Below are 21,647 nucleotides of genomic sequence, written 5' to 3' on the forward strand. Positions count from 1 at the left end.
CCCCTCCCCACGGGCGGCGGCGCGGACCGGGCGCGCGTTCCGCTCAACGGGCGCCCGGGGCTGGGGGGTTGTGGCGTCCTCGGTCCTCAGCCTCTGATCGTTGGCCCTCAGTCCTTGAGGACGTTCACGACAGCGGTGGCCATGCCCCGCTCGCCGCGTTCGTTGGGGTGGACGACGGCTGCCGGACTGCTGGGTTTGAGCGGCTCGATCCATCGGGTCGCTGCCGGGGAGCAGGCGTCATGGCCGAGGGACGGGGTGAACGTGTCGATGTAGGTCGCACCGGCGGCCTTCGCCCGTTCGCGGAGCATGGTGTTGAGCTGCCGTTCCTTCTGGTGAAGGAAGGTCACGTCGCCGGGGGCCAGGGGTATCGCGTCATCGCAGCCGCCCTTGGTGGGCAGGATCGCGGGGTAGCCGACGACATAGACCCGGGCCTCCGGCGCCCGGCGTTTGATCTCGCTCAGTGTTCGGTTGAGTCGATCGCCCGTGTCGCTGATCTTCTGCGCCACCTTGTCGGTCTTGCCGGAGGTGTACTTCTCCTCGCAGGGTGCCTTGTTGGATATGTCCGCGATCTTGTCGGCCATCCTGAAGAGCACTCCCGTGGTGACGCACTTGGTGATCATCGAGCTGAATCCGATGTCGTTGCCGCCGATGCCGAGAGTGACCAGCTTGGTCGTGGCGGACAGCGCGGAGAGCTGTGCGGGGTTGGTGCCGTTGTCGGTGGACTGGGGAGCGGTGAGGTCGGTGAGGGTGGCGCCACTGCAGCTGACATCGCGGAACTCGGCAGCCTTGAGGCCCAGTTCCTTGGCGACCAGGGCCGGGTAGTTGCGGCCGGAGCGGTCGCAGCCGGCCGGATCGCCCGTCTGCGGAGGGATCTTGGGGCCCGAGGTGTACGAGTCGCCGAGGGCGACGTACGGCCCCTTGGGCGGGTCCTTCTCGTCGTTGCTGTTCTTGCTGTCGGAGCCCTGTCCGATGCTGACGGCGGCGATCAGTACCCCGCACGCCAGGGCCACGCCCATGCCGGTTCGCGCCAACGGTCCCATTACTGTGTCCTCTTCTTCGTCGTGGATGCTCGACTGCGGTGCGGGCATCACACGCGAGGCGGGTGCGGCGGTGCCCTGAGCGGTGCCGACGGCAGTCGGCTTCGGGGACGTGTCGGGGGAACACGGGTGGGGGAGCTGGGAGACGACCGGCCGTCGGACGGCTCGGGCGCGTGACCCGGAGCGGGTCAGGCCGGCCGTACGAGTCCGGTGTCGTAGGCGAAGATCACGGCCTGGACCCGGTCGCGGGCGTCGATCTTGGTGAGGATGCGGCCGATATGGGATTTGACGGTGGATTCGGCGAGATGGAGGCGTTCGGCGATCTCGGCGTTGGTCCAGCCGGTGCCCATGGCGGTGAGGACCTCGCGTTCGCGCTGGGTGAGTTCGGCGAGTCGGTGCTGCTGCTGCGGGGAGTGGCCGGGCAGGCGGTCGCCGAAGGTGTCGATGAGCTTGCGGGTGAGTCCGGGGGAGATGACCGCGTCACCGGCGGCCACTGCGCGGACCCCGGCGACGAGTTCCGCGGGCAGGGCGTCCTTGAGCAGGAAACCGCTGGCTCCGGCGCGCAGCGCTTCGTAGGCGTACTCGTCGAGGTCGAAGGTGGTCAGGACCAGGATGCGGGAGCGGCCACCCGACTCCACGATGCGGCGGGTTGCCTCGATGCCGTCCATGCCGGGCATACGTACGTCCATCAGCACGACGTCGGGCCGGAGCTCGGCGGTCGAACGGACCGCTTCGCTGCCGTTGGTGGCCTCGCCGACGACGGTCATGTCGGACTGGGCCTCGAGGAGCATGCTGAAGCCCATGCGCTGCAGGGCCTGGTCGTCAACGATGAGGACTGTGGTCATGCCGGGTGCTTCTCCGGGGAGGATGGGGGTCCCCCCTCCCGAGCGGAGTCGAGAGTGGGGGAGGGCGGGTTGGGGAGGAGGAATGCTTCCACGGTCCAGCCGCCGTGGTCGTTGGGGCCGGAAGTGACGTTGCCCTGGTAGAGGGCGGCGCGTTCGCGCATGCCGACCAGGCCACGGCCGCCGGCGCGAGGGCGACGGCCCGTCTTCGGGGAGCGGGGCGGGCCCGTGTCGTCGACGGTGACGCGCACGGTGCCGGAAGTGGCGACGAGGGACACGTGGATCGACGTGTCGGAGGCGGCGTACTTGACGGTGTTGGTCAGGGCCTCCTGGATGATGCGGTAGACGGAGAGCTGGAGACCCGAAGGCAGACCCGAGAGGGTGCCCTGGGCGTCCAGGGTGACGGCGGGCCCGGCGGCCCGGACGCGTTCCAGGAGCGCGTCGAGGTCGGCCAGGCCTGGCTGCGGGGCGAACGGGGCGTCGCCCGATCGGCGCCGGTCGTCCCGGGAGTCGCCGTCGTCGCCGATGACGGCGAGCAAGCGGCGCAGTTCGGCCAGGGCGTCACGGCCGCTGTCGCTGATGATGCTCAGCGTCTGGGCGCCGCGTTCCGGCTTGGTCTCGGCGAGCGCGGCGGCTCCGTCGGCGAGGCCGACGATCACGGCCAGGGTGTGGCCGAGGATGTCGTGCATCTCCCGTGAGACCCGGGCGCGTTCCTGCGCGGTGGCGAGGCGGGCCTGCTGGTCGCGTTCCTTGCGCAGGGCGTCGATGTAGGCGCTGGCGAGCCGGCTGAGCAGACCGAGTGCGGCGAACGCCGCCATGGCGGTCATCGCCAGCAGGGTCACGACCTCGGGGCGGGTGGCGTACTTCAGCTGGCCGCCGTTCCAGAAGACGGCGGCCCACGCGCCGAGCTGGACGGTGGTGATGCCGACGGCGAGGGCCAGCCGGCGTGGGGTGCAGTGGCGGCCGACGTTGAAGAGGGACACGACGCGGGCGGACTCGGCGCCGGTCAGCACCCCCAGGGGGAGGGCCAGCACGGCGGCGGCGGTGGTGAGCGCGAAGACCAGCATGGGTCGGCGCTCCCGCCACAGGAGAGGCACGGTCAGCGCGGCGATGAGTGCACACTGCGCCGCGAGGTCGCCGGTGTTGTGCGGATTGAGGTAGGAGGTGATGCCGAGTGAGGCGCAGAAGGCGGGAACCCCCCAGTGCCGGACCTTGGGGTGGGCCCGGTCGGCCTGCCGCAGCCAGGCCAGCCGGGAGATGACCGAGACCAGGGCACGCTGTTCGGAGTCGCTGGTCAGCGTGTCCAAGGTCCTGCGCTCGTTCGCGAGAGGGTCCTGAGCGCGTGCCCTCGGTGCGGTCACGGTGAGTCCTTCATGGTCGGGGGCCGCCCGCCGGCCTCGGGGGGATCGGGCCGGCGGGCGGGGCTGGGGTGTCGGCTCGGTGCGGGGTCGCTGGTGGGAGTCGGTCGCCTCGGCGGTGATCGAGCCGCGGCCCGGTCCCGTCACTTCTTCCGGGGCAGCCTCATCCTCAGTTTGCGCAGTCCGCTCGCATTCGGCTCCGTCGCATTCGGCGCCGGCGTGGCGGCGGGCGTGTCGGCGTTGCCGCCCCGGGTGAAACGCGGCTTCAGCGCTGACAGTCCGCGGGTCCGGCCGCGGTGGTGGCGGGGCAGCGGCGAGGCGGCCGGGGGCGTGTCCGTGCCCGGGTCCGTCTGACCGGAGACACCGGTGCGGGTGGGCGCGGCGGTGTGGCTGTCCAGGGCCGGGCCGTTCCAGGCGCCCACGCCGGCGAGTACGGGCTCAGGCACGCTGTTCTTCTGCTCGGCGTCCAGCACGTGGCGGAGCTTCTCGCCCTCGACGTCGACGTCGGGCATGACCCGGTCGAGCCACTTGGGCAGGGCCCAGGCCCGGCGGCCGAGCAGCGCCATCACCGCGGGGACGATCGTCATACGGACCACGAAGGCGTCGAAGAAGACGGCCGAGCCGAGGCCGAGACCGACCGACTTGATCAGTGCGGCGTCGTCGAGGAGGAATCCGGAGAACACGGAGATCATGATGATCGCCGCGGCCGTGACCACCCGACCGCTGTGCCGGAAGCCCCCGATGATGGCGTGGGTGGGTTCGGCTCCGTGGACGTACTCCTCCCGCATCCGGGTGACGAGGAAGACCTCGTAGTCCATGGCGAGTCCGAAGACGACGCCTATCAGCAGGATGGGCAGGACGCTCACGATCGGCGCGGTCTGGTCGACGCCGAAGACGCCGGAGAGCCAGCCCCACTGGAAGACGGCGACCAGGACGCCGAGGGTGGCGGCGATGGTGAGCAGGAAGCCGAGCGTCGCCTTGAGCGGGATCAGGATCGAGCGGAAGACCAGCAGGAGCAGGATCAGCGCCAGGCCGACCACGATGGCGAGGTAGGGGATGAGGGCCTGGGCGAGCTTGGTCGACACGTCGATGTTGACGGCGGTCGTGCCGGTGACCATGAGGTCGGCGGCGGTGTCCTTCTGCAGGCCGGCGCTGTGGTCGCGGATGTTGCCGACCAGGTCCTTGGTGGCCTGGCTGGTGGGAGAGCTCTTGGGGACGACACCGATGATGGCGACGTCACCGGCCTTGTTGAACGCCGCGTCGCGCACCGAGGCGACGTCGTCCAGCTTGGTGAGCATGGCGGTCGCGTCCGCGGCGGCGGCCTTGGGGTCGTCGCTCTGGCGGGCGTCGACGACGACGGTCAGCGGGCCGTTGAAGCCGGGGCCGAAGCCCTTGCTGAGGGTGTCGTAGGCGAGGCGCTGGGTGCTGTGCGGGGGCTTCATGGAGTCGTCGGGCAGGGTCAGGCGCAGCGACATGGCCGGGATGGCCAGCAGCCCCAGGCCCACCACGGAGGTGACCAGGACCTTGACCGGGTTGCGGGTGACGAACTTCGCCCAGCGCACGCCCATCGACTCGCCCTCGCCGCGCTCCAGCGACTTCATACGGCGGGTCTGCAGCTTGCCGTTCATGATCCGCATACCGACGAAGCCGAGCATGGCGGGCAGCAGGGTCAGCGCGATCACCACGGCGACGGCGACCGCGAAGGCGGATCCCAGGCCCATGGAGGTGAGCATCTGGATGCCGATGACGCTCAGGCCCGCCAGCGCGATGATCACGGTCAGTCCGGCGAAGACGACCGCCGAGCCGGCGGTGCCCAGGGCCCGTCCGCAGGCCTCTTCCGGATCGTGGCCGTCGCGGATCTCGTTGCGGTAGCGGGAGACGATGAACAGGGCGTAGTCGATGGCCACCGCCAGGCCCAGCATCAGCGCCAGGGTGGAGGCCTGCGAGGCGATGTCGAAGAACTGGGTGGCGATGGTGATCGACAGGATCGCCGCACCCACGCCGAGGATCGCGGTGAGCAGCGGCAGGCCGCCCGCGATCATCGAGCCGAAGGTGATCACCAGGACGACCGCGGCGACCGCGAGACCGATCAGCTCGGCCGCCTTGCTGGCCGCCTTGTCCGCGACGGCGTTGCCGCCCAGGCTCACGGTCAGACCGGCCTTCTCGCCCTGGGCGACGACATCGTCCTGTACGGCATGGGCGGCGTCGCTGACGTCGGCCTCGACGACCTTGTAGCTCACCCCGGCGTAGCCGATGCTGCCGTCCTTGCTGACCTGACCGCTGGTGAAGGGGTCGGAGACACTCGACACCTGCGGTGACTTCTTGAGCTTCGCGACCAGCGCCTCGACCTCGGTCTTGTTGGCGGCGGAGGTCAGCTTCTGGCCGCTGGGCGCCTCGAACACCACCCGCGCGGAGGCACCGCCCGCGGAGGCCTGCGGGAACTCCTTGCCCAGCAGGTCGATGGCTTTCTGGGACTGGGTGCCGGGCAGGGTGAAGCTGTCCGATGTCTTGCCGGTGGAGCTCATGGCCCCGATGCCCACGGCTGCGAGGACGGCGATCCACAGCATCAGGACGATGCGTCGTCGCCGGAAGGCGAGCCGTCCCAGTCGATAGAGGAAGGTGGCCACGGATTACTCCCACCAGGAGAAGAGATCGTATGGAGCAGGGGCCTGATCGACCCTTGATCTCAAGCTAGGGGCGGGTTCGCCCGCTCCCTGCCTCCTGTGGGACCGAATCCGGCGTGCGCGACTAGTACCGCAGTACTAATGCGTCGGCGCCGATGCGCCGGCGCGGATGCCTCAGCCGGGGATGGTGATCAGCACCCGGCCGCGCCCGCCCGCGTCGACCCGGTCGTGTGCCTTGGCGATGTCGGCGAGCGGGAAGCGCTCGCCGACGGCGACGGTCAGTGCGCCGACCGCTGCCGCCGCGGTGAGATCACGGGCGGCCTGCCGCTTGGCCGCGGCCGGGAAGTCGTCGCTGCCGAGCAGGCGGACGGTGACGTTGTTGAACAGCAGGGGCCAGAACGGCAGTTCGGTGCGGTCGGCGTGGGTGCCGTAGGCCGCGATCACGGCGTCGAGCGCGGTGACCGCGTTGTCGAGGTCCGCGTTGGCCGACAGGGACACCTCGACGACACGGTGCACGCCGCCCGGCGCCTGGGCGCGGATCGCCGCCGCGGCGTCGCCGGAGTCCAGGGCGACGGCGCTCAGGACGACAGCCGGGTCGACAAGGTCCAGGTCGGCGCGGCGCCGCACGGTGCCGATGACGGTGGCACCGCCCCAGCGGGCGAGCTGCGCGGCCAGTGAGCCGACGCCGCCGAGCACTCCGTGCACCAGCACGGTCTTCCCGTCCACCGGCCCGTCGGCGAACACGGCCCGGTGCGCGGTGATGCCGGGGATGCCCAGACTCGCGCCCAGTTCGTCGCCGAGGTGGTCGGGCAGGGGGACGGCCATGTGGTCGGGTACGACGGTGTACTGGGCGGCGGTGCCGAAGGCCCGGTAGGACTGCGCGCCGTACACCCACACCCGCTGCCCCACCCGGCGGGCGTCGACCCCGCTGCCGACGGCGTCGATCACACCGGCGGCGTCACTGTGCGGGATCACGCGCGGATACGGCATCGACGAGCCGAGCCAGCCACGCCGTTTCTTGGTGTCGCCGGGGTTGACGCCGGAGACGGTCACGCGGACGCGGACCTCACCGGCGCCGGGCCGCGGATCGGGCAACTCGCCGATGTGCAGGACGTCGGCCGCCGGGCCCTGTCCGTCGTACCAGGACGCAATCATGCGGGATCTCCCGTTGTCGTTCAGATACCGGCTTCGCCGGTGTCGCCGTGAGGTGCGGGAACGCTCTCGATCGGTTCCTCGCCGAGGACCTCGCGCAGCCAGGTCCGCTCGGCCCGGCTGATGGCGCGGGCCGTGAGCAGCACTCCGCGCCGGTAGGGGTCGTCGACCTCCTCGGCGCGCAGCGGCTGCTCGCCGTCGTAGAAGAAGCTCGCCGGCTCCTCCAGGAAGGCAAGGCGGCGGCGCAGCACGGCGTGTTGTTCCGAGATGTCGGGGAGCTTGGAGAGGAAGGCCAGGAGCGTGAAGAACCGGGTGAAGTCGGTGATCTCGTGGTCGGCCGGTTTGCGCAGGCGCTCCAGCATCTCGGCGTGTCCGGCCGCGGTCAGGCTGAGCACATAGCGGGCGGCGCCGGCCTGCGGGTCCGCCCGACGGTCCAGGAGTCCCGCTTTGGCGAGGCGGTTGATGGCCGGGTAGAGGCTGCCGTCGCTGACGGGGCGGGTGTAGCCGATCAGCTGGGAGACCTGGCGGCGCAGTTCATGACCTGGCAGAGGGCCTTCGGCCAGGAAGCCCAGTATCGCTAGTTCCAGCATGGGGACATTGTCGCATGGGTGTCACATCGAATCGATATTCACATCGAATCGATGTGCGCCTCGAATCGATGTTAGTGTCGCTGACGGCCGGCGCACAGGAGAGGCCCGCATGTTCCGCAGCTGCGCCGGGCTCGTTTCCACAGGTGTGCCCCGTTCCCAGGCGTCACCGATCTCCCCCGAGAGCCAGATCCATGGACCTTCGCCTCCCGCCCGCTGATTCCGAGACAGCGCCACGACTCGCGTCGTTCGCCATGGATCAGGCGCCGCCCGCCCTGCCGAGAACCTCCATGGCGGTGGCGGCGTTCTCCACGGTGGTCGAGTGGTACGACTTCACGCTCTACCTGTTCATGACCACGGTGCTGTCCCGGGTGTTCTTCGGCACGGGCGCCTCGTCCCTCCTCACGACACTCGCGGTCTTCGCCATCGCCTATGTGATGCGCCCGCTCGATGCGCTGCTCTTCGGCCACGTCGGTGACCGGCTGGGGCGACGCAAGGTCCTGCTCGTCTCCATGTCGGTGATGACCGTGGCCATGCTGGTCACGGCCCTGCTGCCCACCCGCGGGCAGATCGGCGCCGCGGCGGGCGCGCTGCTGTTGCTGCTGCGCTGCGTCATGGGCTTCTCGGTGGGCGGCGAGTACACCGGGGTCATGACCTACCTGGTCGAAGGGGCTCCGCCCCGGCGGCGCGGCCTGGTGGCGTCCCTGGCCTCGGCCGCGAGCGAGGTCGGCGCGCTGCTGGCAGTCGGCGTGGCCGCGCTGACCACCGCGATGCTGAGCCGTCCGCAGCTGGACTCCTGGGGCTGGCGCATCCCGTTCCTCTTCGGTGCCCTGCTCGCGGCCGGAACCCTGATGGCGCGCTCCACGATGCGGGAGTCCCCCGCGTTCGAGGCCGTTCGGCGGGCGCACGGCACGGACAGCGTCCCCCTGCGGCACACGCTGCGTACCCGACGCCCGGCGCTGTACCGCACGTTCACGATCTCCGCGCTGGGCTCCATCACCTACTACGTCGGCATCAGCTACGTCCCCACCTACCTCACCTCCGTGGGCGGCTTCGCCGAGGGCGACGCGCTGTGGCTGGCGACCATCGCCTCGGCCGTGGTCATCGCCGTCACGCCGTTCGCCGGACTGGCCGCCGACCGTATCGGGCGGCGGCCCACGCTGGTCCTGTTCGCCGTGCTCTCCCTCGTCCTGCCGGTGGCGATGTTCGCCTTGATGACGCGTGGACATACGACGCTCGCGCTGTCCGGGGCGGTGGTCCTCGCGCTGGTGGCGGGCGGGGTCAGCGCCGTGGGCGCGTCCTCGGCCCCGGAGCAGTTCCCGGTCGCGGGCCGCCTCAGCGGGCTGGCCGTGGCCACGGTGGCCACGACCGTCTTCGGCGGACTCACCCCGTATCTCTCCCAGGCCCTGATCGACAGCACCGGGTGGCGTCTCGTGCCCGGTTTCATGGTCGCCGGGGTCGCCCTCATGGCTCTGCCGGTTCTCTGGCACCTGCCGGAGACCGCGCCAGGACGGCTCACCACGGCCGCAGGCGCGGGTCATTGAACGCGCCGAAGCCTTTCCCCTCCCACAGGTGACCGGGCCAAGTGCCCTACCCGCACAGAAGGATGGTTTCCCCATGACCGAACGAGCGGCTGACATCGTCAGCCCCATCACCGACGGCCCCCTGCCCGACAAGGTGTCGCTCGCCGAGGCGCGCGCGGCCGGCCGGTTCGGGCACTCCAAGCCGACCATCGCGAACAGTGTCGTCCTGCTCATCGACCACCAGATCGGCCTGATGGCCAGCACCCGGGACACGACGAGCGCGGCCGAGCTCAAGAGCAACGCCGTCGGCCTCGCCCGCGTCGCCAAGGCGCTGAAACTGCCGGTCCTGATCACCTCGTCGAACGCGCAGTGGCAGAACGGCGACATCCTCCCGGAGATCAAGGAACTCTTCCCCGAGGTGGGGATCATCCGGCGCACCGGAATCATCAACGCCTACGAGGACCCGACCTTCCGTGCCGCACTCGAAAGGATCCTGGAGGAGACGGGCCGTACGCACATCATCGTCGCGGGTGTGACGATCGGAACCTGCACGCTGTTCCCGACCCTGTCGTTGCGCAACGACGGCTACCAGGTCTTCCCGGTGATCGACGCGGCGGGTGCGTGGAACAAGTACGAGGCGGATGCGGCCCTGGCCCGGATGGTGCAGGCCGGCGCCGAGCCGGTCTCGACGTTCGCGCTGGCCTGTGAGCTGCAGGAGGACTGGAAGAACGAGTACGCCGACGCGATGCTCGACCCGTTCAAGCAGAACCTGTCCGAGTACGGCTTCGTTCTGGAGAACTTCTGGAACAACGTCGGCGAGCACGTCGTGCCCGACCCGTTCAAGATCGTCACCTGACAGGCCGGGCAGCGGCGCCCAACGGGTCGCCCGCCGGGGGCGCCGCTGCCTGCCCCGTGCTCTGCCCCGCGCTCTCTCCTGGGACCGAACGACGAGGTGGGCATGAAGATTCAGCGGCCTCGCGTCGCCAAGGGGAACGAGGACGACGCCTCGGCCTGGGCGCCGCTGCGTCGTCCGGTGTTCCGCGCCCTGTGGATGGCCCAGCTGATCTCCAACGTCGGAACCTGGATGCAGTCGGTGGGCGCTCAGCGGACGGTGGCGCACCAGCCGGACGCGGCGACGCTCACTTCCACGGTGCAGGCCGCCAGTCTCATCCCGATCCTGTTCGTCTCGCTCCCGGCGGGCGTGCTGGCAGACGTGCTGGACCGCCGACGGCTGATCGCCGTGGTGACCGCGGCCATGACGGCCGTCACCGCGGCCCTGGTGGTACTGAGCGCGGCTGGCCTGGTCATCCCGGCCACGCTGATCACGATCACTTTCGGGCTCGGCTGCCTCCAGGCACTCTCCAGCCCTGGCTGGCAGGCGATCCAGCCCGAGCTGGTGCCCCGGAGGGAACTCCCCGCCGCAGCCGCGCTGAACAGCCTGAACGTGAACGTGGCTCGCGCGGTCGGCCCCGCACTGGCCGGTGTGGTGCTCGCGGTCAGCGGCCCGGCGGTGGTCTTCGGCATCAACGCCCTCACCAATGTGGCGGTGCTGGTCGCCGCGCTGACCTGGCGGCGGACGGCCCAGGCGTCGGCCGGGGGCGAGCCGATGATGCCCGCGCTGCGATCCGGTATCCGCTACGTCCGCCACGCGCCGGGCGTGCGCAGGATCCTCGCGCGAGCGGTGCTGTTCGTGGTTCCCGCCTCGGCGCTGTGGGGCCTGCTGCCGGTGGTCGCCAGCAGCCGGCTGGGACTGGGCTCCGGGGGCTACGGGCTCCTGCTGGGCGCGCTGGGCTTCGGCGCGGTCGCGGGCGCCATGCTGATGAAGAACCTGCGCGCACGCGGGCCGCAACACGCTGCTGGGCGCGGCCACTTGCGCTTACGCCGTCGGCGGCCTGGCCTGCGCCACCCTGCACAGCTCGACGGTGGTGGCGGTGCTGCTGGTCCCGGCGGGCATGGGGTGGCTGGTCGCCCTGTCCACCCTGAACACGACGCTGCAGCTGCCAGGACCATGAGGTTGACCGACTCCTGCGTCCGCTCCATGAGTTCCCGCATGTGGGGCAGAGCAGCTTGCCGCAGGAGTGCCACCGGCGCCTGGATGGCGGCTTTCGGACGGAGCACGTCGCCGGCCTCGTAACGCCGGTCGGGTCCCTGCTCGGCGAAGCCCCGGTAGACCAGCATCGCGAGCAGCCGGTGGGCCGTCTGCCCCTCCGGACGGCCGTCATCGCGGCGCTGTTCAGCACACTGATGACCTTTGCCGTCATGCCCGCGGTCAGTCGACTGCTGCGGCCCTGGCTGAGTCGTGTGCGTCACGGCACGAGCCCGTAAAGACACGCTGCCGCCGTGCGGTGGAACCCGCACGGCGGCAGCGGAGTGGTGAGGCGTCCTCCTGGTGAGACGTCCTACTTACGGAGCAGCAGGAAGGGCACGGAGAGCACCAGACCGACTGCGACGGCGACCGCGCCGTACGCCAGGCGATGGGTGCGCAGCACAGGGAGGAAGCGGTCGGCGGCGTACCGGCCCGGTCCGGTGAGGGCGATGCCGGCGCCGGCGGCGGCGAGCAGGAGCTCGAACTCCACGCCTGTGGGGGCGAAGAACCCGCCGCCCCACTTGACGGCGAGCGCGTTGACGAGGGTGCCCACCACAGCGGCACCGGCCAGCGGGGTGAGCAGGCCGACGACGAGCCCCAGGCCGCCGGCGAGCTCGCTCAGGCCGGCGACGACAGCCATGGTCTTTCCGGAGGGGTATCCGCTCATGGTGAAGAACTGGCCGGTGCCGCTGATGCCGCCGCCGCCGAACCAGCCGAACAGCTTCTGGGTGCCGTGCGCGGCCATGGTGAGGCCGAGGGCCAGACGCATCAGAAGCAGGCCGACGTCATAGGCGTGCACGGTCGCCGAGTGCCCGGCGCCGACGGAATCGGTGGTGGTGGCCGTGAGGCGTGAGGTCGTGGGGGCCGTGGTCATGGGGGTTCGGTTCCTTACGCGTGGGGGGGGAAGCGGACCGAGCGGATCGGCCTGGGATAGTTAGTCCAGTAATCAACTATAGACACGGCAATAATTGAAGTGTCAAGCGTCTCCGGCTGTGCGCGCTCGGAGACGGCGATCCGCAGGCTGCCCTCAAGGAGCGCGGCGGTGAGTTCCGCGGCGGCGTGCGCCTTCACCTCGGGGGCGAAGTCGTCGCTGCCCAGCAGACGGAGGTTGGTGTCGGCGAACCCGAGCGGCCAGTACGGGATGCGGGGCTGGGCGTCCGCGGAGTAGTAGGAACTGATCGTGGCGCCGACGGCGAGAGCAGGTGGGGGTCACCGGTGAGGAAGACCTCGTGGGCGCCGAGGCCGTGTACGAAGTCCCGTTGTGCGGGGGTGCGGACGATACCGATGACGCGGGCTCCGTCCCGGAGCGCCAGCTGTGTGGCGATGGAGCCGACTCCGCCGGCCGCCCCGTACACCAGGACGGTCAGTCCGTGCAGCGGGCCGTCGGCGAACAGGGCGCGGTGGCCGGTGACACCGGCGATGTCGAGGCAGGCGGCCTGGTCGAGGAGGTCGGTGTCGGAGTCGTCGGGCAACCGCACGGCGAGGGCGTCGGGGACGACGCAGTACTCGGCGGCGGTGCCGAACGGCCGGTAGGACTGGGCGCCGTAGCACCACACCTGCTGCCCGATCCGCCCCGCGTCGACGCCCGCGCCGGGCGGGCCCCATCGCTCGCCCACGTCGCCGAGGTTGATTCCGGAGGCGCTGACCCGGATGCGGGCCTCGCCGGGCCCGGATTCGGCAGATCGCCGACGGTCAGGACTTCGCGGGCTCTTCCTTTGCGGTCGTACCAGGCCGCGCGCAGCAGAACTCCTTGGAGTCGGCGTCTTCGAGACCGGACGGCGTCAGGATCACGACCTTGCCGCTGACGGTGTTCGTCTCCACGGCGTGGTGGGCGTCACGGATCTCGTCCATGCGGTACGTGCGTACGGGCCCGAGACCGAAGGCGCCGTCGCTCATCTGGTCCAGGCAGCCCTGGAGCACTGGTGCGGGGAGGTCGGCGGAGCCTCCGCTGTAGGAGGTGAGCCGGACGCCGCGGGGGATGTACGCGATGGGGTAGAAGTCGCGCACGGTCCACTGGGCGGACAGCATCCCGGCGAAGCAGACCGTTCCGTGGACCCGGGTGGCGGCCAGGGTGTCGGGCAGGGTCGGGGTGCCGACCAGTTCCAGTGCGGCATCGACCCCGCCGGGTGCGATCCGGCGGACCTGCTGTGCGATGGAGCCGTCGTCGAGGATCGGGTGGTCGACTCCGTGCGCCGTGAGGCTGTCGAGGCGGTCGGTCCGGCGGGTGGTGGCCAGGACGGTGGCGCCCATGTCGTGGGCCAGGGCCGCGGTGGCGAAGCCCAGCGCGGAGGTGCCGCCGCGGATCAGCAGGGTCTGACCGGGTTGCAGGTCGAGGCCTGTCATGAGGGAGCCGTAGGCGGTCTGCAGGGTTTCCGGTACGGCGCCGAGCGCGCTCCATGGCAGCGCCGACCGGAAAGGCGCGACCGAGGTGCGCGGCACGACGGTGTATTCGGCGTAGCCGCCGTTGTAGGCGCGGCCCATTCCGCCCATGAGCGCGGCGACCTGCTGACCGGGACGCAGATCACCGCCGGGCGCCGCGTCCACGACGCCGACGGCCTCCAGGCCCGGCACGATCGGATAGCGCACGCCCTCGGCGAGGCCCATGCGCATGTGGTGGTCGGAGCGGTTGAGCCCGAATGCCTTCACCGCGATCCGCACCCAGCCCGGTTGCGCTTCCGGGACCGGTAGCTCCGTGATCTGCAGATTCTCAACCGGGCCGGGCGCTGTGAGCACGATCGCGCGCATCGTTCTGGCGATGGTGGGTCCCTCCTTGGACGAAGTGCTTTCTGACGCTCTGGCGCGCCGCCCCCGTCGCGGATTCGGTGAGATGTGATGGAGGTAGTTCGCGTTACAACTATACGCATGGCAATATTCCCCTTAACAAGTTCCATGGGGGTGAGTCGCGCCGACCACCTCTGCGGTGCGCACGGACGAAAGGAGCAGGTCATGACCACGGCTGTCATCGGAGCAGGAAACGTAGGTGCTCGGCTCGCCCGCGGGCTGGTGTCCGGCGGTGAGCGCATCGTGATCGCGACCAGAAACGCGGCCCAGGGCCGGGCGCTTGCGGAAGAGCTCGGGTCGCTCGCCGAATCCGCCTCGGTGGCGGACGCCATCGCGCAGGCCGACACGGTGATCTTCGCGGTGTGGCTCGACACCATTCAGGAGATGGTGCGGCAGTACGCCGACGTCCTGCCCGGCAAGATCGTCGTCGACGCCTCGAATCCGCTCGCGGCCGATGGCGAGGGCGGCTTCCGGCGCACCCTGCCCGAGGGAGCGTCCTCGGGCGAGCTCGTCGCCGGGCTGCTTCCTGAGGGTGCGCACTTCGTCAAGGCATTCGGCACCCTGGGTGCCGAGTCACTGAGCGCCGATGCCGACCGCGAGCCCGAGCGTGCGGTGCTGTTCTACGCCACCGACGACGCGGCCGCCGAACCCGTGATCGAACGCCTCATCACGGCGGCCGGGTTCGCACCGCTGAAGGCGGGCGGCGTCGAGGTGTCGGCGCGGATCGAGGTCGGTGGCGACCTGCACCAGTTCGGCGGCCTGGGCGGTCAGGCCGTCGGCCTTGCCCGGGCGAGGGCGGCCCTCGCCTCAGCGAGCTGACTTCAGGAGGCGTCCTGTCCGGCGGGGTGGAAGTGGCGAAGTTCCTTGTGGTCGGGGGCCAGTTCGGCGATGACGGTGCCGAACACGGTGGCGAGGGTCCGGGCCTGCTCAGGGCTCGTGTGCGCGGCGAAGTGATTCCGCACTCCGGCGGCGTGCACGGGCCAGGCGTCCTCCAGGGTTGCCAGCCCCTCGTCGGTGAGAACGGTGTACCAGGATCGGCGGTCCGAGCTGTTGCGTTCCCGGGCGACCAGGCCACGGCGCTCCAGCGAGTCGACCAGGCGGGTCAGGCCGCTTCGGCTGTAGACCATGGCTCGTGCCAGCTCCGCCATCGGGAGCCGGCGTTCCGGGGCCTCGGACAGCTGGACCAGGGCGTCGTAGTCGATCAGTGAGATGTCGGCGTTTTCGCGCAGGTCGGCGTCCAGGCGGGCCACCAGCAAGGCGTGCCCCTTGAGTACCGCTCGCCAGGCGTGCTCCTGGTCGGGGTCCAGGAAATTCTTTTCTGCCACGCGGGAATTGTACGGGCGGAGATGGTTGTTACTGCAATCATCGGCGCGCGAACGATATGCTCCGTGGGGCTCCGACTCCTCATCCCGCACACCGACACGAACAAGGACCGTCATGACTTTCGCTCTTGACCCCACCGCCCTGGACCTGCTGTTCCGGGACGCCCACACCGTGCACGCCTTCACCGACGAGCCGGTCGGCGACGAGCAGGTGCAGGCCGTCTACGACCTGATCAAGCTGGCGCCGACCGCCTTCAACCAGTCCCCGTTGCGGGTCACGGTGGTCCGCACGCCCGAGGCGCGGCAGCGGCTGGTGCAGTACATGGCGGAGGGCAACCAGGCGAAGACGGCGGCTGCTCCGCTGACGGTGATCCTGTCCGCGGACGCCGAGTTCCACGAGGAGCTGCCGCGTCTGTTCCCGGCCTTCCCGGCGGCCAAGGACGCGTTCTTCGCCGAGCGTTCGGTGCGAGAGCAGTCGGCCGTGCTGAACGCGGCCATGCAGGCCGCGTACTTCATCATCGGCGTCCGCGCCCTGGGCCTGGCCGCCGGTCCGATGAACGGCATCGACCACGCCGGCATCCAGAAGGAATTCCTGGACGAGGACCACATCCCGCTGATGGTCGTCAACATCGGCAGCCCCGCCGAGGACGGCCACTACCCGCGCTCCCCGCGCCTGGACTACACCGAGGTCGGCTCCACCGTCTGACCACCGGGCGACCGATGACCGATGACCGATGGCCAGGGCGCCTGCCGCGTCGTGGCCAGGTGAAAGGAACGAGGCACGATCGATGACCGCCGAAACCGACTCCCCCCAGACGTACGCGACCTCCGCCGACGGCACCCGCATCGCCGTCACCGTCACCGGTGAGGGGCGCCCCTTGGTGCTGGTGCACGGCTCCATCAGCACCTCCGCGGACTGGCGCCTCGTGGCGAACGCCCTGGCGCCCCACGTCACCACCTATGCCATGGACCGCCGCGGTTACGGAGGAAGTGAAAACTCCACCGGCTACTCCGCCGAGCGGGAGAGGGAGGACATCACCGCCGTCCTGGAGCTGGCGGGGCCCGACGCGATCCTGTTCGGGCACTCCTTCGGCGGCTTCCTCTCGGCCGGCCTCGCCATGGAGCACGTCCCCTCGGCCGCGATCTTCTACGAACCGCCCGTCTTCGCGCCCGGCCCCGTCGCGGGCGAGGAGGCGCTCACCGTCTACGACCGCCTCCTGGGGGACGGCGACCTGGACGAAGCCCTCGCTCTGGGGATGCGCTCCTTCGTGAAGATTCCCGACGAGAACATAGCGGCGTTCCGGACCACTTCCGAATGGAAGGTACGCGCCGCCCTGGCGCCGAACTGGCCCCGCGAGATGCGTGTCCTGGACGCCTTCGACAGCGAACGCGCCCCGCTCGCCGACATCACCTGCCCGACACTGGTGCTGCGCGGCGAGCACAGCCCCGCCTGGCTGAGGGAGAGCGCGCGGCGCCTGCAGAGCACGCTCCCGGACGCACGGCTCGTGGAACTCCCGGGCCAGGCGCATGACGCCCAGCAGTCCGCTCCCGATCTGCTGGCGCGGGAAGTCGTGGACTTCGTACGCACGACGACAGCCTGAGAACCGGGAAGAGGTCCTCTCCTATGAACGGATACCGTCCCCCGGGCGGCCCGCTGGGCTTCGGCGGCGCCTCCCTGGGCAACATGTACGCGCCGGTGGACGACGAGACGGCGGAGGCGACCCTGGCCGCCGCCTGGGAGACGGGCGTGCGGTGCTTCGACACCGCCCCGGGCTACGGTCTCGGCCTGGGCGAGCACCGGTTCGGGCACTTCCTGCGTCATCGGCCCCGCCAGGACTTCGTGCTCGCCACCAAGGTGGGGCGGCTCGTCCGTACCCATGTCGACCCCGGCCGGAAGACCGTGCACGGGAAAGGCCCCGGCGCCGGCGAGAGCCTGATCTTCAAGGACAGCCTGCCGTTCCAGGTCGACGTGGACTACGGCTACGACGCCGCCATGCGCTCGGTGGAGGACAGCTACCAGCGCCTGGGCATGTCGCGGATCGACATCGTCTTCGTGCACGACCTCGGTTCCGACCATCTCGGCGACGCCTGGGAGGAGCAGTTCGACCTGGCCGTGAACGGTTCCTTCAAGGCACTCACCGAACTGCGTGACCAGGGGGTGATCAAGGCCTGGGGCCTGGGCAACAACGTGCTGGAACCCGGAATCAGGGCGCTGAAGGAAGCGGACCCCGATGTCGTGCAGATCGCCGGACGGTACAGCCTCCTGGACCAGACGGCGCTCGACGAACTCTTCCCGCTGTGTGCCGAGCGCGATGTCTCCGTCATGGTCGGAGGTGTCTACAACTCCGACATCCTTGCCGGGGGAACCCACTACGACTACACCGAGGCCGCGCCCGGCATGCTCGCCAAGCGGGACCGCATCCAGCGGATCTGCGCCGCACACGGCGTCGACATCCGGGCGGCGGCACTCCGGTTCAGCGCGGCGCACCCGGTCGTCTCGACCGTCCTGGCGGGCGCCAAGCAGCCCCAGAAGGCCCGGGAGAACGCCGAGTTCATGGCGGCGCCCGTGCCTGCGGAGTTGTGGCGGGAACTGAAGACAGAGGGAATCCTGCCCGAGGACGCCCCCGTCCCCGTATGACAGGCGCCTACCGGTGGTTGTGGAGCACGGTGCGCCGTACAGGGCCTGTCCCCGTACGGCACCGGGCTCGCTCCTAGGTGGTGCCCGCGGCCGGACGTGTGCCGGCCGGCTCCACGGGGGCGCCCCGCGGTGCGTCCTCGACATCGGGACGGGGCTGCCGCGGGATGAAGGACGCGACGACCAGGGCGAGGGCGGCGGCGCCGACGCCGATCGCCAGCACGGCGCGCAGGCCGTTCTGGGACGGCACCTCCACACCGTGGAAGTCGATCGTCATCTGGGCGAGGAGCACTCCGGCCACGGCACTGGCCGAGGTGGTTCCGATGGACCGCATCAGGGAGTTGAGACTGGTGGCGGCCGCGGTCTCGGAGACGGGTACGGAACCCATGATCAGCGTCGGCAGCGAGGAGATGCCGAAACTGACGCCGACGGCGACGACGCAGGAGGCCAGGATCAGTGTCCAGGTGGCGGACATCAGCACCATGATGAGCAGATAGCCCGCGCTCACGATCACAGCACCGAGCATCAGGGTGGTCTTCGGCCCCTTGGTCCTGGTGACGCGGGCGGCGAAGGGGGACACCGCCATCATCATCAGCCCCTGCGGAGCCATCACCAGGCCGGTCGCCACCAGGGACTCGCCCAGCCCGTAGCCGGTCGCCTCGGGAAGCTGGAGCACCTGGGGCAGGACCAGGTTGAGGGCGAACATGGCGAACCCGAAGGCGACCCCGGCCAGATGGGTGAACAGTACCTGCGGACGTGCGCTGGTGCGCAGGTCCACCATGGGCTGCGTGGCGCGGAGTTCGAACCAGCCCCACAACGGCAGCACGACCAGGGCCGCCGCGAACAGGCCGAGGACGGTGCCACTGCCCCAGCCCCAGTCCCCGCCCTTGGAGACCGCGAGGAGGAGACAGACCAGGCACGCGGCCATTCCCACGGCGCCGGTGAGATCGAAGCGTCCGCCCGTACGGGTCTTCGACGCGGGCACGCACAACAGAACGAGCACGACGGCCACGACGGCGAGAACCGCCGAGATCCAGAACAGCACATGCCAGTCGAATCTGTCGGCGATCAACGCGGAGGCCGGCAGACCGAGAGCGCCGCCGACCCCGAGGGATCCGAGCATCACGGCGGTCGACACGGGGAGTTTCTCCGTCGGCACCTCGTCGCGCAGGATGCTGACACCGAGCGGGATCACGCCGTTCGACAGACCCTGGAGCGCACGGCCCACGACCATCGGCGCCAGCGAGTCGCTGAGCGCGCAGATCACCGAACCCGCCATCAGGATCACGAGGCCGAGCAGGAGCATGCGGCGCTTGCCGTACATGTCGCCGAGCCGTCCCATCACCGGAGTGGCGACGGCACCGCACAGCAGCGTGGCGGTCACGGCCCAGGCGGCGTCGGACGCGGAGGCGTTCAGGTACTGGGGCAGGTGGGGGATGATCGGAATGACGAACGTCTGAACCAGCGCGGCGGCGATGCCGGTGAGGGTGAGTACGGTCACGAGGACGTCGGTCCGACGTCCGGTGGAAGATCCGGTCTCACCGGTCGAGGACGGTAACAGGGACATGAGCCAGGCCTCCGGGAGTGGGGGACGGGGGCGGAGCTGACAGTGCTGGTGCTGCGTAAGGGAACGGGGTGGAACGGGGCGGGCGGTCACGCGGGTGGGGCGGGGCGGGAGAGCGCCGCGTCATCTCAGCGCGGCGGCCCGGCGGTGGTGCCCTCGGGGGAGTTGACCTGGTCCGCCACGACCGTGTGCCACGCGGTGGCCGTGGCCAGCGCCTGCCGCCGGCCGCGGAGCGCCTTCGGGGGAACACCCACGGCGAGTACGCCGGTCAGCCGTTCCCCGGTACGGTAGGCGGCCACGAAACGCCGCTCCGCCAAGTCGCCCTCGACGACGGCGACTTCGTCGTGGCCGCGCAGGTAGCCGTACGCCTGGATGCGCAGGTCGTACTGGTCCGACCAGAAGTAGGGCACCGGTGCGAACGGCTTGCGGGCCTGCGGCGCGGAGAGCAGGTTGCGGGCGGCGGCCATGCCCTGCTCGGCCGCGTTGGTGCGGTGCTCGATCCGCATCGAGGTGCCGAACAGCGGGTTGTACCAACGGGCCACGTCCCCGGCCGCGTAGACGCCCGCGGCAGCCTCACAGTAGGCGTCGCACATCACGCCGTCGCCCACGGGCAGCCCGCTGCCCTCCAGCCACTCGGTGTTGGGCCGCGATCCGGCCGCGACCAGGATCTCCTCGCCCTCGACCACCTCGCCGTCGGCGAGGACCACCCCGTCCTCGGTCACCTCCGACACCGTCACCCCGGTACGCAGCCGCACGCCGTGTTCCCGATGGGCCCGGGAGAGGACCCGGCCGACCTCGGTGCCCACCACGTGCGCCAAAGGGACCGCCGCGGGTTCGAGGAGGGTGACGGCGGTACCGAGCGCGGAGGCCGTGGCCGCCACCTCCGCACCGAGGAACCCGGCGCCGACGACGATCAGACGGCGGCCCGGCCCGAGCCGCTCTCTCAAGGCCAGGGCGTCGTCCAGCGTGCGCAGCACATGAGCGCTCTCACCCGGCAGCCGACGCGGACGGACGCCCGTGGCGATGACCAGTCCGTCGTACGGCACCGTCGAGCCGTCCGCCAGGTACACCGTCCGCGTCACGGTGTTCAGCCCGGTCGCGGAGATGCCGAGGCGCGGATCGAGGCGCAGCGCGTCCAGATCGGCGGTGCCGCGCAGGGCCAGCCGCCCGGATTCCCACTCTCCGGTCAGGAACTGTTTGGACAGGGGAGGCCGGTCGTACGGCAGATGCGGTTCGTGCCCGATGAGGGTCAGCGTCCCGTCGTAGCCCTCCCGTCGTAAGGTCTCGGCTGCCGCCAGGCCTGCGGCCGAGGCGCCGACGACCACGATCCGCTTCACCGCTCGACCAGACGGATCGCGGCCGCGGGGCACAGGGCCGCGGCTTCCCGCACACCGTCGAGGAGTTCCGGAGCCGGCTGACCGTCGAGCACTACGGCGACGCCGTCCTCGTCGCGCTGGTCGAACACCTCGGGTGCGGCCAGCACGCACTGACCGGCGGCGACGCACTTGGGTTCGTCGAATTCCACGTCCACACGCATGATGTCGCCCCTTGTCGTTGCTAGGTTACAGTGACTTAAGTTACCGTAACCGCTATGTGGATCGACATCCTCCTTTTGGCCGAGCTGGCCCGCGGGCCCCGCCATGGATACGAGCTGCGCAGGGAGGTGGAGGCGGCGACGGGGCACACCTTGTCGAACAACTCCCTCTATCCCCGGCTGCGCCAGTTCGTCGACAGCGGGGCCGTGCTGCGCAGCTCGGAGGACCAGGAGGCCAAGCCGCCTCGGCACGTCTACTCGATGACCGATGTCGGCCGGGAGCTGCTGCACGACATGCTGGCCGACCTTCCGGAAGGAGGAACCGACCAGTCCCGTGAGTTCCACGCGCGCCTGGTGAACTTCGCCTGGCTGAGTCCGGAGGAGCAACTCCGTGTACTCGACGCCCGGGACCGGCTGCTCGCGCGCAACCGGGACCGTGTCGCGGCGCTGGCGTCCGCGCGGATCGAGCGGTGGAGCCGGATGGCGTTCGACTTCGGGATCACCAGGATCGAGGCGGAACGCGACTGGCTGGCCGGACTGCGGGCGGAGGTCCAGCGGAAGGCGGGCCCTTCGACGACGACCCAGGAGTAACGACCCAGGAG

The 21,647-nt window shown here is 70.4% G+C and carries 21 protein-coding genes; 8 read left to right on the top strand and 13 right to left on the bottom strand.

The annotated features are described in order from the left end of the window. Positions 1 to 107: 107 nt before the first annotated feature. From ACZ69M_RS43110 to ACZ69M_RS43135, 6 genes are all read right to left on the bottom strand, one after another. Positions 108 to 1,040, bottom strand: coding sequence for an SGNH/GDSL hydrolase family protein (locus ACZ69M_RS43110; RefSeq protein ID WP_470058789.1), 933 nt, complete (start codon positions 1,038 to 1,040; stop codon positions 108 to 110). Positions 1,041 to 1,225: 185 nt separating this feature from the next. Next, positions 1,226 to 1,882: a response regulator gene (locus ACZ69M_RS43115; protein WP_470058791.1), complete on the bottom strand. Its 657-nt coding sequence runs from the start codon at positions 1,880 to 1,882 to the stop codon at positions 1,226 to 1,228. Beyond that, positions 1,879 to 3,240 carry a sensor histidine kinase gene (locus ACZ69M_RS43120; protein WP_470058793.1) on the bottom strand — a complete coding sequence of 454 codons (1,362 nt, stop codon included), beginning with the start codon at positions 3,238 to 3,240 and terminating at the stop codon, positions 1,879 to 1,881. The genes ACZ69M_RS43115 and ACZ69M_RS43120 overlap by 4 nt, the downstream gene beginning before the upstream one ends. Before the next feature lie 140 nt (positions 3,241 to 3,380). After that, a complete protein-coding gene (locus tag ACZ69M_RS43125; protein WP_470058795.1) occupies positions 3,381 to 5,864 on the bottom strand; it encodes an MMPL family transporter in 2,484 nt (827 codons plus the stop codon). A gap of 171 nt (positions 5,865 to 6,035) precedes the next feature. Beyond that, positions 6,036 to 7,016 (bottom strand): NADPH:quinone reductase, encoded by a 981-nt coding sequence (locus ACZ69M_RS43130; protein ID WP_470058796.1) that lies wholly within the window; start codon positions 7,014 to 7,016, stop codon positions 6,036 to 6,038. A 20-nt stretch (positions 7,017 to 7,036) separates the two neighbouring features. Next, complete coding sequence (locus ACZ69M_RS43135) at positions 7,037 to 7,603, bottom strand: PadR family transcriptional regulator (protein ID WP_470058798.1); 567 nt, start codon at positions 7,601 to 7,603, stop codon at positions 7,037 to 7,039. A 251-nt stretch (positions 7,604 to 7,854) separates the two neighbouring features. On the opposite strand from ACZ69M_RS43135, the gene ACZ69M_RS43140 reads away from it, so the two are divergent. The 3 genes from ACZ69M_RS43140 (at position 7,855) to ACZ69M_RS43150 (ending at position 11,257) form a co-directional block, all read left to right on the top strand. Beyond that, complete coding sequence (locus tag ACZ69M_RS43140; RefSeq protein WP_470058800.1) at positions 7,855 to 9,144, top strand: MFS transporter; 1,290 nt, start codon at positions 7,855 to 7,857, stop codon at positions 9,142 to 9,144. Between the two features lie 73 nt (positions 9,145 to 9,217). Then, positions 9,218 to 9,979: an isochorismatase family protein gene (locus ACZ69M_RS43145; RefSeq protein ID WP_470058802.1), complete on the top strand. Its 762-nt coding sequence runs from the start codon at positions 9,218 to 9,220 to the stop codon at positions 9,977 to 9,979. A 102-nt stretch (positions 9,980 to 10,081) separates the two neighbouring features. Further along, positions 10,082 to 11,257, top strand: a complete 1,176-nt coding sequence (locus ACZ69M_RS43150) for an MFS transporter (protein ID WP_470058804.1) — start codon at positions 10,082 to 10,084, stop codon at positions 11,255 to 11,257. 265 nt (positions 11,258 to 11,522) lie between these two features. Here ACZ69M_RS43150 and ACZ69M_RS43155 read toward each other — a convergent pair whose 3' ends face one another. The 3 genes from ACZ69M_RS43155 to ACZ69M_RS43165 all read right to left on the bottom strand — a co-directional run bounded on the left by ACZ69M_RS43155 (position 11,523) and on the right by ACZ69M_RS43165 (position 13,954). After that, on the bottom strand, positions 11,523 to 12,083 hold the full coding sequence (locus ACZ69M_RS43155; RefSeq protein ID WP_470058806.1) for a DoxX family protein: 561 nt from the start codon (positions 12,081 to 12,083) through the stop codon (positions 11,523 to 11,525). A gap of 193 nt (positions 12,084 to 12,276) precedes the next feature. Beyond that, on the bottom strand, positions 12,277 to 12,825 hold the full coding sequence (locus tag ACZ69M_RS43160; RefSeq protein WP_470058808.1) for an MDR/zinc-dependent alcohol dehydrogenase-like family protein: 549 nt from the start codon (positions 12,823 to 12,825) through the stop codon (positions 12,277 to 12,279). Positions 12,826 to 12,901: 76 nt separating this feature from the next. Beyond that, the gene (locus tag ACZ69M_RS43165) at positions 12,902 to 13,954 is read right to left on the bottom strand and encodes an alcohol dehydrogenase catalytic domain-containing protein (protein ID WP_470058810.1); all 1,053 of its coding nucleotides are present in this window, start codon (positions 13,952 to 13,954) and stop codon (positions 12,902 to 12,904) included. 201 nt (positions 13,955 to 14,155) lie between these two features. Between ACZ69M_RS43165 and ACZ69M_RS43170 the strand changes: the two genes are divergently transcribed. Further along, on the top strand, positions 14,156 to 14,809 hold the full coding sequence (locus ACZ69M_RS43170; protein ID WP_470058812.1) for an NADPH-dependent F420 reductase: 654 nt from the start codon (positions 14,156 to 14,158) through the stop codon (positions 14,807 to 14,809). 2 nt (positions 14,810 to 14,811) lie between these two features. Here ACZ69M_RS43170 and ACZ69M_RS43175 read toward each other — a convergent pair whose 3' ends face one another. Next, on the bottom strand, positions 14,812 to 15,315 hold the full coding sequence (locus ACZ69M_RS43175) for a MarR family winged helix-turn-helix transcriptional regulator (protein WP_470058813.1): 504 nt from the start codon (positions 15,313 to 15,315) through the stop codon (positions 14,812 to 14,814). Between the two features lie 112 nt (positions 15,316 to 15,427). On the opposite strand from ACZ69M_RS43175, the gene ACZ69M_RS43180 reads away from it, so the two are divergent. The 3 genes from ACZ69M_RS43180 (at position 15,428) to ACZ69M_RS43190 (ending at position 17,950) form a co-directional block, all read left to right on the top strand. Beyond that, positions 15,428 to 16,018 carry a malonic semialdehyde reductase gene (locus ACZ69M_RS43180; RefSeq protein WP_470058815.1) on the top strand — a complete coding sequence of 197 codons (591 nt, stop codon included), beginning with the start codon at positions 15,428 to 15,430 and terminating at the stop codon, positions 16,016 to 16,018. Between the two features lie 82 nt (positions 16,019 to 16,100). Continuing rightward, on the top strand, positions 16,101 to 16,913 hold the full coding sequence (locus ACZ69M_RS43185; protein ID WP_470058816.1) for an alpha/beta fold hydrolase: 813 nt from the start codon (positions 16,101 to 16,103) through the stop codon (positions 16,911 to 16,913). A 23-nt stretch (positions 16,914 to 16,936) separates the two neighbouring features. Beyond that, complete coding sequence (locus ACZ69M_RS43190; protein ID WP_470058818.1) at positions 16,937 to 17,950, top strand: aldo/keto reductase; 1,014 nt, start codon at positions 16,937 to 16,939, stop codon at positions 17,948 to 17,950. Positions 17,951 to 18,023: 73 nt separating this feature from the next. Here ACZ69M_RS43190 and ACZ69M_RS43195 read toward each other — a convergent pair whose 3' ends face one another. From ACZ69M_RS43195 to ACZ69M_RS43205, 3 genes are all read right to left on the bottom strand, one after another. Further along, positions 18,024 to 19,514 (bottom strand): MFS transporter, encoded by a 1,491-nt coding sequence (locus ACZ69M_RS43195; RefSeq protein ID WP_470058820.1) that lies wholly within the window; start codon positions 19,512 to 19,514, stop codon positions 18,024 to 18,026. A gap of 125 nt (positions 19,515 to 19,639) precedes the next feature. Further along, positions 19,640 to 20,848: an NAD(P)/FAD-dependent oxidoreductase gene (locus tag ACZ69M_RS43200; protein ID WP_470058822.1), complete on the bottom strand. Its 1,209-nt coding sequence runs from the start codon at positions 20,846 to 20,848 to the stop codon at positions 19,640 to 19,642. Then, positions 20,845 to 21,042, bottom strand: a complete 198-nt coding sequence (locus ACZ69M_RS43205; RefSeq protein WP_470058972.1) for a ferredoxin — start codon at positions 21,040 to 21,042, stop codon at positions 20,845 to 20,847. Before ACZ69M_RS43205 ends, ACZ69M_RS43200 begins: the two co-directional genes overlap by 4 nt. Positions 21,043 to 21,102: 60 nt before the next feature. Between ACZ69M_RS43205 and ACZ69M_RS43210 the strand changes: the two genes are divergently transcribed. Further along, entirely contained in the window at positions 21,103 to 21,636 is a 534-nt protein-coding gene (locus ACZ69M_RS43210) for a PadR family transcriptional regulator (RefSeq protein WP_470058824.1), read from the top strand. Positions 21,637 to 21,647 lie beyond the last annotated feature (11 nt).

This window comes from Streptomyces sp. NPDC107454 (assembly GCF_055582885.1).